Origin of the sequence: Mycobacterium sp. DL, from assembly GCF_039729195.1 — a bacterium.
GTDB lineage: Bacteria > Actinomycetota > Actinomycetes > Mycobacteriales > Mycobacteriaceae > Mycobacterium > Mycobacterium hippocampi_A.
The window spans coordinates 4,078,762-4,091,162 of the sequence record NZ_CP155796.1; the positions used below are offsets into that span (position 1 = coordinate 4,078,762).

Consider the following 12,401-nt stretch of genomic DNA (forward strand, 5'->3'; position numbering starts at 1 on the left):
CACTACTGTTATCGGCGATGGCAGGTGTTTTTGCGCGTCTGGTGGGCCAGGACGCAGTGGAGTCGGAACTGATCCACGCGGCCCGGGCTGCACGCGGTGATTCGGCTCACACGGGGGCCGCCGGCGAGATCGAAGTCGCATCCCGGTCGATGACCCATGCGTGGCTGATCACCGGGCCGCCGGGCTCGGGCAGGTCGGTGGCCGCCCTGTGCTTCGCCGCTGCGCTGCAGTGCACCGCCGCCGGCCCGCCCGGTTGCGGGGAGTGCCGGGCCTGCACCACCACGATGGCCGGTACCCACGCCGACGTGCGCCGGATCATCCCGGAGGGACTGTCCATCGGCGTCGATGCGATGCGGACCATCGTGCAGATCGCGTCACGGCGGCCCGGAACCGGCCGCTGGCAGATCGTGGTGATCGAGGACGCCGACCGGCTCACCGAGGGCGCCGCCAACGCCCTGCTCAAAGTGGTCGAGGAGCCGCCGCCGTCGACGGTGTTCCTGCTGTGCGCCCCGTCGGTGGACCCGGAGGACATCTCGATCACGCTGAGGTCGCGGTGCCGGCACGTCGCGCTGGTGACCCCGCCGGTGGCGGCGATCGCCGGGGTGCTGATCGAATCCGACGGACTGCCGGAGAAGGACGCGGTGTGGGCGGCGTCGGTCAGCGGAGGGCATGTCGGGCGGGCCAGACGGCTGGCCACCGACGAGCAGGCACGGCAGAGAAGGCAGCGGGCGCTGAGCCTCGCGCGGGATGCGGCGACGCCGTCGCGGGCCTACGCCGCCGCCGAGGAACTGGTGGCCACGGCAGAGGCAGAGGCCAAGGCGCTGACCGGAGATCGCAACGACGCCGAGGCGGACGAGTTGCGCACTGCGCTGGGCGCAGGCGGTACCGGGAAGGGCACCGCCGGGGCGATCCGCGGCGCCGCCGCGGCGATCAAGGACCTCGAGAAGCGCCAGAAGTCGCGCCAGACCCGGGCGTCGCGGGATGCACTCGACCGCGCCCTGATCGACCTCGCGACGTACTTCCGTGATGCCCTGCTGGTTTCGGCGGGCGCGGGGGAGGTGGCGCCCAACCACCCCGACATGGCCGAGAAGGTCGCCGCGATGGCGGCACATGCACCTCCGGACAAGCTGCTGCGCTGTATCGAGGCGGTGCTGGAATGCCGCGAAGCCCTCGCGATCAACGTCAAACCCAAATTCGCGGTCGACGCCATGGTCGGCACCGTCGGGCAGGCGCTGCGCGGCTGACAGTCCGCGACCGGCATCAACTTGGGTCGTCGGCGGACCCTGCCGTAGACTCGGGCCGCCGTCGAATAGCCGGCACGCCGCCTTAGCTCAGTCGGTAGAGCGTCTCACTCGTAATGAGAAGGTCGGGGGTTCGATTCCCCCAGGCGGCTCCGTTTTTCCGCGGAGACAGGCCTCAGTCCTCCAGCACTTCACGGGCCGCCGTGCACGCCGAGTTGGCCGCCGGGAACCCTGCATAGCCGCTCGAGTGGTAGATGACCTCGGCGATCTCGTCTTCCGTCAGCCCGTTGGTGCGCGCGATCCGGACGTGGGACTTGAGTTCGTCGGTGGCGCGCAGCGCGATCAGGATGCCGAGTGTGACCAGACTGCGGTCCCGGCGGCTCAGACCCTCCCGGCCCCACAGCGCGCCGAAGACGTTGTCGACGCCGATCTCGAGCAGTTCGTCGCCGAACTTGCCGTCGCGGATGCCGACGTCGTCACCTTCGGGGAGGACACCCGGCAGCAGTTCGCGGAAAACGTCGTAACCCTTGGCGCGCATATCGGTCATGCCACCAGGGTGACACAGTGCCCGTCGCTACTGCGGCGCCACAAAACCGACGGGACCCGCTGCGACACACACCGACAGCGCTGCGGTGCCGGCGCGCACGGTGATCGCATCTCCCGCACCGGGCAGTCGTACGTAGACGCGGTTCAGCCCGGGCCGGACCGGAACCTTGACCTCGTCGCCGTCGGCCAGCGACAGCATCAGCGAGCCGTCACTGTTGGCCAGGTAGTTGATCTCTGCAGTCCAGTCAGCGGGCAGCAGCGGTCCGTCCAGTGGCATGCGCACCGGGAAGTCGGGCTGCACCAGGTATCCGCACTGCGGACCCGGCCCGGGGCGGATGGAACGGACCCAGGTCACCTTCGCGTCCGCGAGCTTGCCCGCAGCGTCGAGCATGCGTAGATCAGTTGTCGCAGAGGTGAATTCAGGACGGTCGTCGAGCAGGGCGAACATGTGGCTGGTCAGGTTCTCCGGCCACGCCACCCGCTGCAGCACCAGCGGATCGACCTCCTGGTCCAACATCGGCGCGTCGGAGGTGGCATCGGCGACCGCCAGGGCGGTGCGGGCGTTCTGCAGATACGGCTGTGCGGGGTTGTCGCGCCAACTGCTGAGGAACGTCGCCGTCGAGTACAGGCTGCTCGCGACGAACGCCACCGCGAGGCCCGCGGTCGTCAGCGATCTCGCCGTCGACGAGTCCAGCCCCCGCGACTCCTCCCGGTTCGGTGCGCACAGGCCGACCGCCGCCAGAAGCGCCAGCACGACCACGAGATCGGGCAGATAGCGCAGTGTCTGAGCGAGCTCGAGCGCGGTGAACTGTGATGAGCGCATGAGGTAGATCGGCACCTGGCAGGCGACGGCGTACCCCAGCGCGGCCAGCCACACCGGGCCGATGCGCTTCTTGCGGTACAGCGTGAGCGCGACGATGCCCGCCAGTGCGACCCAGCCGAGCACCATCACCGATGCGGGCGGGGTCGCCCACGGCGAGGCCGGCGCCCACCGCTGCCAATCCCACGGCCCGCCGACCAGGCCGGGCACGATGCCGTGAGTGACGGAGCGCCACAACAGATCCCATGTCATCGACAGATCGAAGCTCCACCGCTGCTGGTCGACCACCAGTAGATACACGCCGATCCAGGCGGCGGTGAGCGCCAAACACGTCAGCCACAGCCGGGCGCCGCGCCGCCAGACGGTCCGGATCGATCCGCTCCCCGTCACGTGCCAGTAGAGCGCGGTGACGGTGAACGCGACGAACGGGATGATCGCCGCCTTCTCGAAGAACAGCAGCCCGCCGAAATACGCCAGCGCGCCGGTCAGCACGTAACGCCAGTTTCCGGTGCGCGTCAGCTGGATCGCGTCGGCGCACACCCAGGCCATCGCGGCCAGCATCGGAAGCGAGTTCAACGCCGCCGCCCACCATGCGAAACCCGGCACGGCCAACGGTGTGAACAGCGCGAAGGTCAAGGGCACCAACAACACCGGGCGCCAGCCGAGGATCACGTGCAACGCCCGGAGCAAGGCCAGCGAGGCCAGCAGGGTCAGTACCACCAGGCTGATCGCGGGACCCACCCAGTCCAGCGGGGCCAGCCGGGTGATGACCCCCGCTACCAGGAAGGCGCCGGGCATCACATGGCCGTCGTGGTCGTCGAAGAGGTACGCCGGTGACAGCAGGCTCTGGGTTCCCGCCCGGCCGACGAGGATCAGATCGTCCCAGTAGAAGTAGCCGCCGAACGCCAGCACCACCCGGACGACAAGATGCAGCGCGATGAGCGCTGCGGCGGTGCGGGCGACCCAGGACCTCACGAGCGGGGGTAGGCGTCTCCGGCGCGCCGGCGGGCAGTCCACGCCGAGGCGACCATGTCCTCGAGCGAGTGACGCATCGACCAGCCGAGATCGCGGGCGGCGAGGTCACCGGCGGCCACGATGCGCGCCGGGTCACCCGGTCGCCGCGGCATGATCCGCGGCTCGAAGTCGAACTCGGTGACCTCGCGGATCGCGGTCATGATCTCCCGCACCGACGTGCCGGCCCCGCTGCCGAGGTTGTACACCGGTTCGGTCGCCAGCCCGTCCCGGAGTCGCTGTGCCGCAGCGACATGCGCCAGTGCCAGGTCGGAGACGTGGATGTAGTCGCGCACGCAGGTGCCGTCGGGAGTCGGATAGTCGTCGCCGTTGATGCTCGGCGTGGCGCCGCGATAGAGCATGTCGAACACCTTCGGGAACAGGTTGTGGGGGCTGACGTCGTACAACTGGTCGTCGCCCGATCCGACGACGTTGAAGTACCGCAGGCTGGTGTGCCGCAGGCCGGTGGCACGACCCGCGTCGCGCAGCAGCCACTCACCGATCAGTTTCGTTTCCCCGTAGGGTGATTCGGGTGTCGTGGGCGTTGTCTCGTCGACGATCTCGACATCCGGTGTGCCGTACGTGGCGGCGCTCGAGGAGAACACCACCTTGTCGACGCCCGCGGATTCCATCGCCTGCAGCAGGTTGACCGTGGCGGTGACGTTCTGCTCGTAGGTGTGCAGCGGCCGCTTGACCGATTCGCCGGCGTACTTGTAGCCCGCCACGTGGATGACCCCGTCCACCCCGAACCGCTGCAGGGTGTCCTCGATCAGCGCCCTGTCGAGCAGGGTGCCACGCACGAACGCCGCGCCGTCAGGTACGAACTCCTCGATTCCGCTGGACAGGTCGTCGATCACCACCACCTGCAGGTCGGCGTCGAGCAGGGCGCGGGCCACGTGTGACCCGATGTACCCGGCGCCACCGGTCACCAGCCAGCTCATGTCATCTCCTTTACTTCGACCGCAGCCTTGCAGCGTATTCGGCTGCTAGGCAGCGGTGGGCACTCGGGCGAGAGCGCCCAGGTGCACCACGATGCCCAGCAGCGGCCCGCACAGCAGCGCGACGACGGTGCGGACCTCGAGTTCGAGAGGCAGAAGCAGCAGCAGCGCAGAGGCGACCGTGGCGCACAGCCAGCCGGCCGCGTAGGCCCGGTGCAGAGCGGCGGCCACCGTCGCCGCGCCGGTCAGCGTCAGAAACGCGATCGCCACCGCTGCGGCGGTGAACCAGGCCAGCAGCGCACCGTCGGCGACGTACTCGGCACCGAAGGCCTCCCGCAGCAGCCACGGCCCGAATGCCGCCGCGAGTGCGACGCCGACGGCGCCGAGCGCGCCGACCAGCGCCGCCGGCGCCACCAGAGCCCGCAGGCGATGGGAGCGTTGGTCGACGAAATGGGCGATCAGATTGCCCTGCATGGCGGTCAGCGGCACCAGCAGCGGCGCCCGGGTCAGCGTCACGGCGAGGATCACCACGCCGCCGGTCGCGCCGAGGTCACCCCCGGAGGTGATCTTCAGCAGCACCGGAAACCCCATCACCAGAACCGCGCTGGCGCCCGCCGCGGCGATCGAGTGCCCGGTGCCGCGCAGGAAGGTCACGGTGCCGCCCGAGGTGAGCAACCCCGCGGCGGCCCGGGTGCCCGGCGAGGCGAGAAGCATCAGCAGCCATGCGATCGCGCCGGCGACGGTGGCCCACAGATACCCGCCGAGCCCCCAGCCCACGACGAAGGTGGCCGCGGCCACCGCGACCCGCAGCACGGCGTCGGTGACCATCAGCGCGCCGTACTCCGACCAGCGGTTGACCCCGGCGAGGGCGCCGAGCAGCGTGGTGTGCAGACAGAACCCGGCCAACCCGACGCTCAGCAGCGCGACGCTGAGAAGCCGGTCTTCGACGAAGACGTGCGCCGACCACAGCGGAGACGTCGCGGCGATCAACGCCGCGGCCGTCAGCCCGATCGCGGCACCCACCCGGATCGGGTGGGTGCGCTCTCCCGTTGGCTCGGTGTGAGCAGCGGAGCGGACTTCGCGCGTCGTCTCCTGGAGCAACCCGAACGCGGCTCCGCTGGCGAGCCCGAACGCGCCCCAGAACACCCCGAACACCGAGAAGCCCGCCGGCTCGAGATCGCGTGCGGCCAGGTAGAGCACCGCGTAGCCGCACAGTGCGGTCAGTGCCGTCGCCGCCCCGACCCGGACCATGCTGCTGCGGGTCACCGCCCCCGAAGGCGCGGCAGTCGCGTCGGTCACGCCCACACGTCCAGCGACGGAACCTTCGGTGAGTACAGCCACGCGTCCCACAGCGGACGCAGCGAATCCTCGGCATAGTGCGCGGCCATGCCGGTGAAGTCGTCGGTCACCACCGTGCCGTGCCGGTAGCGTGTGGTCCACTCCTGGAGCAGCGCAAAGAAACTGGCGTCACCGATTCGCATGCGCAGCGCGTGCAGGGTGAGTGCGCCGCGCTTGTACACCCGGTCGTCGAACATGTCGCGCGGCCCGGGGTCGGCGAGCACCAGGTTCTGCGCAGAGTTCTTCAGCCGCTGGTGATAGTGCAGTGCCCACTGATGTGCGGTGCGCTCGCCGCAGTGTTCGGACCACAGCCACTCGGCGTAGCAGGCGAAGCCCTCGTGCAGCCAGATGTGGCGCCAGCGTTGCGCGGTGACCGAGTTCCCGAACCACTGGTGGGCCAACTCGTGCGCGATCAGGCGCTCCGAACTGCGCTGTCCACCACAGTGATTGGCGCCGAAGATGGAGATACCCTGCGCCTCGAGCGGGATCTCCAGGTCATCGTCGGTCACCACCACGGTGTAACCCGTCGCCAGCGGATAGGGTCCGAACAGTTTCTCGAACAGTTTCATCATCTGGGGTTGGCGGCCGAAGTCGTGTTCGAAGTCGGCGCGCAGCCGGTCGGGCAGCACCGAGAAGATCTCGACGCCGTTCTTCGACATCCGGTGGCGTTCGTACACGCCGATCTGCAGGGTGACCAGGTACGTCGACGTGGGTTCGGCCTGCTCGTAGATCCAGGTGGTCATTCCGGCGCGTGCCCGGCGGGACAGCAGCTTGCCGTTGGCGACGGCAAAGTACACAGTCTCCGTGCTGATCTGGATTCGGAAGCTGGCCTTGGCGCTGGGATGGTCATCGCAGGGGAACCAGGACGCCGCGCCGTTGGGCTGCCCGGCGACGAGCGCGCCTTCGGTGAGTTCCTCGAAACCGACGGCACCCCAATGGGATCGAATGGGTCGGGGGGTGCCGCCGTAGCGCACCGTCACGGTCATCGCGGCGCCGGCCGGCAACCGCTCACCGAGGGTGATGTGCAGCTTGCCTGCCTGGCTTCGGAACTGCGAGGGTCGCTTGCCGTTCACCGTCACCTTCGACACCGCAAGGGCGTTCGACAGGTCGAGGGTGAAGGTCTTCAGCTCGGCCAGGGTGACGGCGGTGATGGTGGCCGATCCGGCGAGTCGGTTGATCGCGACCTTGTACTCGAGTTCGAGTTCGTAGCGGGACACCCGGTAGCCGAAATTGCCGGCCTCGGGCAGGTACGGGTCGATGACCGGAGGCCCGCTCTTCTTGGCGACCCGTTTGCGTCCCGTCACGCGGCCTCGGGCTTCTTGGGCTTGGTGTTCGACGCGTCGGCCCGCTTCTTGCGGAGTGGATTCCAGGGCGCGATCGGGTTGCCCTGCCACCGCGTCGACGGCGGCACTTCGTCACCTCGCATCACCAGCGACGCGGGTCCGATGGTGGCCCCGGCGCCGATCCGGGCCGCGGGCAGCGCGACGCAGTGCGGCCCGAGCGTGGCGCCGTTTTCGAGGACCACGGTGTCCATCCGCATGATGCGGTCGTGGAACAGGTGGGTCTGGACGACGCACCCGCGGTTGACGGTGGCACTGTCCTCCAGCGTCACGAGGTCCGCCTCGGGAAGCCAGTACGTCTCACACCACACACCACGTCCGATCGTCGCGCCAAGCCCCCGCAGCCACAAATTCATCACCGGGGTACCCGCTGCGGCCCTGGCGAACCACGGCGCGGCGACGGTTTCGACAAATGTGTCCGACACCTCGTTGCGCCAGACGAACGGTGACCACAGTGGATGCTCGACCGCGGTGATCCGCCCCACGACAAGCCATTTGGCGATCACCGCGACAGTCCCCGCCACCGCCCCCGCAGCCAGCAGGACCAGCCCGGCGAGCACTGCCGCCCAGCCCCAGCCGACCGTCACCGCCGAGGCCTGCAGAGCCAGCAGCACCGCGACACCGATCGCGAACGTCACCACCACCGGGACGAACCGGAAGGTCTCCACCGTGGCGCGCAACGCCTTCAGCCGAGGTGTCGGGTGGAACGTGCGCAGCGCGTCGGCGGCCGTCGGGCGGCGACGCAACCGCACCGGCGGGCTGCCCAGCCAGGACGAGCCGGCCTTGGCCTTGTGCGGTGTCGCCGAGAGAACGGCGACCAGTCCGTCGTCGGGCACCCGCCGTCCGGGTTGGGTGATTCCCGAGTTGCCCAGGAACGCCCGCTTGCCGATCGTCGCGCGGGCGACGTGGATCCAGCCGCCGCCGAGTTCGTAGGACGCCACCATCGTGTCGTCGGCGAGGAACGCGCCGTCCTCGATGACGGTGAACTTGGGGATCAGCAGCGCGGTCGAGATCTCGGTGCCGCTGCCCACCTGCGCTCCGAGCACTCGCAGCCACCACGGGGTGAGCAGGCTGGCATACAGCGGGAACAGATAATTGCGGGCGGCGTCCATGAGGCGCTCGGTGGCCCACAACTGCCAGCCCGATCGGCTGCGGACGGGGTGGTAGCCCTCATGCAGGCCGATCGCGAGCACTCGCACCCCCACCACCGTCAGCACCGCGTAGACCAGCACCGCCGCCAGCGTCGCGGGCACGGTCCATGCCAGCGCCGGAAGCACCGCCGCGCTCACCGAGGGGGTGCCGCGCACCCCCCAGCCGATGACCGCGAGCCCGGCCGCCAGCGCGGCCAGCGGCAACGCGCCCAGCAGCATCGAGGTCAGGCCGTACATCGCGACCCACGCCGGCGCGTTCGGCGGCCGGTGGTCGGGCCACGGATGCTTGGCCTTGCCGGACTTCACCGCCGGTGAGCCCTTCCAGTACTGCCTGTTCTTCACCTTCCCAACGACGCCGGAACCGGGCGCGACGTCGGCGTTCTTGCCGATGACCGAACCGGGGAGCAACGTCGTCCGGGCACCGACCGTGGCGTCGTTGCCGACGGTGACGGGGCCGACGTGGAACTGGTCTCCGTCGATCCAGTGGCCGCTCAGATCGACCTCGGGTTCGATCGAACAGCGGTGACCCAGCGTCAGCATTCCGGTCACCGGCGGCGAGGAGTGCAGGTCCACCCCGTTGCCGACGCTGTTTCCCAGCGCGCGGGCGTAGTAGACCAGCCACGGCGCTCCGGACATGTTCTCGGCGCCGCTTGCCTCGGCCAACCGCTCGGCCAGCCACACCCGCAGGTGAACCGATCCGCCGCGGCGGTAGGTGCCCGGTGCCAGGTTGCCGACGAGGGTGCGTGCCCCGAACACGGCGATGCCCATGCGGCCGAACGGGGTGACGAACAGCAGGAAGCCGGCCACGATCCACCACCAGCCGATCGGCCGCGTCCACGGCACCAGCGACAGCGCGTCGGCGACGTTGTTGGCGATGGCCAGCCACACCACCCATTGCAGGCCGGTCAGCGTGGCCAGTGGCACCGTCAACGCGACCTGGGCGGCCTGGGTCAGGCGCGGGACCGGCTTCACGACGCGCGTCTCGACCGCCGGCGGGGGAGCGAGTTCGTCGAGGTAGCCGGCCAGCGAGCCCAATCGGGGATGGTCGTACAGCTCGGCGACCGTCATCTGCGGATACTGCTGCCGCAGCACCGCGATCAGTTGAGCCGCCGACAGCGATCCGCCGCCGAGGGCGAAGAAGTCCGCCTCGGGCCCGTCGACCGGCGCGCCGAGCACATCACGCCAGTGCCCGGCCAGCCAGCCGAGGGTCCCGCCGAACTCGGGTGCATCGTCCGCGGCCGGGCCGACCGGCCACGGCAGCGCGTCGCGGTCGACTTTCCCCGATGTCCGGGTGGGGAGCTCGTCGACGACGACCAGCCGGGGAACCAGGGCGGCCGGAAGCGCCTCGGAGAGCCGTTCGCGGGCCGCGGCGAGGTCGAAGGACTGCTCGGCGCCCGGAGCGACGACGACGTAGCCCACCAGCAGCGGGGTGCCGCTCGCCGATTTCCGCACCGCGGCGGCGGCGCCGCTGACACCCGGCAGATGCACCAGCGCGGTGTCCACCTCGCCCAGTTCGATGCGCCGCCCGCCCACCTTGACCTGATCGTCGGCGCGCCCGACGAAGTACAGCCCGTCGGGCTCCAACCGCACCAGGTCGCCGCTGCGGTAGGCACGGCTCCAATGCCCCTGATGGCTCAGAGAAGGCATAGCCGCGTACTTCTCGGCGTCCTTCTCCGGGTCGAGGTAGCGGGCCAGGCCGACGCCGCCGATCACGAGTTCGCCGACCTCGCCGAAGCGCACCGGTGCGCCGTCCTTGCCGACGACGGCCAGGTCCCATCCCGGCAGCGGCAGGCCGATGCTCACCGGGCTGTGCCCGTCCAAGCGGGCCGCGCAGGCGACGACGGTCGCCTCGGTCGGGCCGTAGGTGTTCCACACCTCGCGGCCTTCCACCGCGAGCCGTTCCGCCAGTTCCGGCGGGCAGGCTTCGCCGCCGAAGATCAGCAGCCGGACCGCCTCCAGCGCCTCCGCCGGCCACAGCGACGCCAGCGTGGGCACCGTGGACACGACGGTGATGTCGCGCGACACCAGCCAGGGACCCAGGTCCATGCCGCTGCGCACCAACGACCGCGGCGCCGGCACCAGACACGCGCCGTGACGCCACGCCAGCCACATCTCCTCGCAGGAGGCGTCGAAAGCCACCGACAACCCCGCCAGCACCCGGTCTCCGGGGCCGATCGGGTTGTCCTGCAGGAACATCCGTGCCTCGGCGTCGACGAAGGCCGCCGCGTTGCGGTGGGACACGGCGACCCCCTTCGGGGTGCCTGTCGACCCGGAGGTGAAGATGACCCACGCATCGTCGCGACTCAGCGGCGGCGCTGCCCGCCATCCCCGCGACGAACCCGGTCCGCGCACCAACCCCTGCTCGGTGATCACCGCGACCACCTCCGCTTCGGTGAACACCAACTCGGCGCGTTCGGCGGGGTCGTCGGCGTCGACCGGGACGTAGGCGGCTCCGGTCGCCAGTGTCGCCAGGATCGCGACGTACAGCGCGTAGCTGCCCGAGGGCATCCGGATGCCGATCCGGTCACCACGGCCGATGCCGCGCGCGGCCAGCCACGAGACGCTGTCCTCGACGTCGGAGATCAGCTCCGCGTAGGTGAGTTGGACGGTGCCGTCGTCGAGTGCTGTCGCATCGGGATGGCGGCGCGCGGTGTCGTAGAGGATGTCGATCAGGGTGCGTGGCTCTGATGCCTGCGCCGACAGCAGGAATTCACGGGGGATCTCGGGGGTTGGATCCGGTGCTGTCACGGGTACAAACTACTCAGCGCACGGGGTTGTTCGCGTCGGTCGGTGCTTCGTTTCGCGTCTTCGAGACCTGACTGGCACAATGATCCGCTTGGAGGGGAGTATTCCTTCGCCGCTGTGTCGTCATCTCGTCGTCCGTCCTAGGACGACCGGTGCTGCGGGCCTACTATCGACCCGCGGGCCGACGGTTGGCGGAAGAGACCTCCGGCGTTGAGTGACGACCGGAGGTTTGATGAACGTAAGTGGACTCGAGTGGGGCATCACGCTCGCCGTGACGATCGGCATCCTGCTTGTCGATGTCTTGATATTCGGCCGGAGGCCACACGAGCCGTCGCGGCGTGAGACCGGGACCGCGCTGACGGTCTACATCGGCCTCGCCGTCGCCTTCGGGCTGTGGACGTGGTTCTACCACGGCAGCCAGTTCGGGATCGAGTTCTTCGCCGGGTGGCTCACCGAGTACAGCCTGTCGGTGGACAACCTGTTCATCTTCCTGATCATCATGGCCAGCTTCAAGGTGCCACGGATCTACCAGCAGCAGGCGCTGCTGGTCGGCATCATCCTGGCGCTGATCTTCCGCGGCATCTTCATCGCGATCGGCGCCGTGGCCATCAACCAGTTCTCCTGGGTGTTCTACCTGTTCGGTGCGTTCCTGATCTACACCGCGATCAAGCTCGTCCGGGACACCGAACACGACGACGACGCCGACAACTCGGTGGTCAGGTTCGCCCAGCGGCACTTGAAGTTCACCGACCAGTGGGACGGCCTGCGGCTGTGGGTCAAGGAGAACGGCACGCGGGTGATGACCCCGATGTTCCTGGTCATCGTCGCGCTGGGCACCACCGACCTGTTGTTCGCGCTGGACTCCATCCCGGCCATCTACGGGCTTACCCGCGAGCCCTACCTGGTGTTCACCGCCAACGTGTTCGCGCTGATGGGCCTGCGGCAGCTGTACTTCCTGCTCGGCGACCTGCTCAAGCGGCTGGTGTACCTGTCACAGGGCCTGGCGTTCATCCTCGGCTTCATCGGCATCAAGCTGTTGCTGCACGCGCTGCACGAGAACGAACTGCCGTTCATCAACGGTGGCGAGCACGTGCCGGTGCCGGAGATCCCGACGCTGGCCAGTCTCGGCGTCATCATCGTCACGCTGCTGATCACGACGGTGGCCAGCCTCTACAAGACCCGGGTTCACGATGTCCGCAAGAACGGTGAAGCGACGGAGGTCGAGGCGGCCGACCTCACCACCGATCCGCGGGAGGATCCGTCGCGCTGAG

General features: G+C 69.3%; 8 protein-coding genes and 1 tRNA gene. 3 read left to right on the forward strand and 6 right to left on the reverse strand.

Annotated features, from left to right (window positions below):
* The first annotated feature begins 17 nt into the window (after positions 1–17).
* Complete coding sequence (locus ABDC78_RS19480) at positions 18–1,244, forward strand: DNA polymerase III subunit delta' (protein WP_178359429.1); 1,227 nt, start codon at positions 18–20, stop codon at positions 1,242–1,244.
* A gap of 76 nt (positions 1,245–1,320) precedes the next feature.
* Positions 1,321–1,393: transfer RNA gene (locus ABDC78_RS19485), tRNA-Thr, on the forward strand.
* A 23-nt stretch (positions 1,394–1,416) separates the two neighbouring features.
* On the opposite strand, the gene ABDC78_RS19490 is transcribed toward ABDC78_RS19485, so the two are convergent.
* The 6 genes from ABDC78_RS19490 to ABDC78_RS19515 are packed head-to-tail and all read right to left on the reverse strand — an operon-like array spanning position 1,417 to position 11,133.
* Positions 1,417–1,788 (reverse strand): carboxymuconolactone decarboxylase family protein, encoded by a 372-nt coding sequence (locus tag ABDC78_RS19490; RefSeq protein ID WP_178359428.1) that lies wholly within the window; start codon positions 1,786–1,788, stop codon positions 1,417–1,419.
* Positions 1,789–1,815: 27 nt separating this feature from the next.
* Positions 1,816–3,582, reverse strand: a complete 1,767-nt coding sequence (locus ABDC78_RS19495) for a hypothetical protein (RefSeq protein ID WP_178359427.1) — start codon at positions 3,580–3,582, stop codon at positions 1,816–1,818.
* Entirely contained in the window at positions 3,579–4,559 is a 981-nt protein-coding gene (gene galE, locus ABDC78_RS19500) for a UDP-glucose 4-epimerase GalE (protein ID WP_178359426.1), read from the reverse strand. The genes ABDC78_RS19495 and galE overlap by 4 nt, the downstream gene beginning before the upstream one ends.
* 45 nt (positions 4,560–4,604) lie before the next feature.
* Positions 4,605–5,855, reverse strand: a complete 1,251-nt coding sequence (locus tag ABDC78_RS19505; RefSeq protein ID WP_178359425.1) for a hypothetical protein — start codon at positions 5,853–5,855, stop codon at positions 4,605–4,607.
* On the reverse strand, positions 5,852–7,198 hold the full coding sequence (locus tag ABDC78_RS19510) for a M1 family metallopeptidase (protein WP_178359424.1): 1,347 nt from the start codon (positions 7,196–7,198) through the stop codon (positions 5,852–5,854). The genes ABDC78_RS19505 and ABDC78_RS19510 overlap by 4 nt, the downstream gene beginning before the upstream one ends.
* Positions 7,195–11,133 (reverse strand): Pls/PosA family non-ribosomal peptide synthetase, encoded by a 3,939-nt coding sequence (locus tag ABDC78_RS19515; protein ID WP_178359423.1) that lies wholly within the window; start codon positions 11,131–11,133, stop codon positions 7,195–7,197. Before ABDC78_RS19515 ends, ABDC78_RS19510 begins: the two co-directional genes overlap by 4 nt.
* A 229-nt stretch (positions 11,134–11,362) precedes the next feature.
* On the opposite strand from ABDC78_RS19515, the gene ABDC78_RS19520 reads away from it, so the two are divergent.
* A complete protein-coding gene (locus tag ABDC78_RS19520; RefSeq protein WP_178359422.1) occupies positions 11,363–12,400 on the forward strand; it encodes a TerC family protein in 1,038 nt (345 codons plus the stop codon).
* Position 12,401: the final 1 nt, after the last annotated feature.

Coding starts and splice junctions, on each gene's coding strand:
- ABDC78_RS19490 (WP_178359428.1), bottom strand. CDS start 1,788: ATGACCGATATGCGCGCCAAGGGTTACGACGTTTTCCGCGAACTGCTG.
- ABDC78_RS19520 (WP_178359422.1), top strand. CDS start 11,363: ATGAACGTAAGTGGACTCGAGTGGGGCATCACGCTCGCCGTGACGATC.
- galE (WP_178359426.1), bottom strand. CDS start 4,559: ATGAGCTGGCTGGTGACCGGTGGCGCCGGGTACATCGGGTCACACGTG.
- ABDC78_RS19480 (WP_178359429.1), top strand. CDS start 18: ATGGCAGGTGTTTTTGCGCGTCTGGTGGGCCAGGACGCAGTGGAGTCG.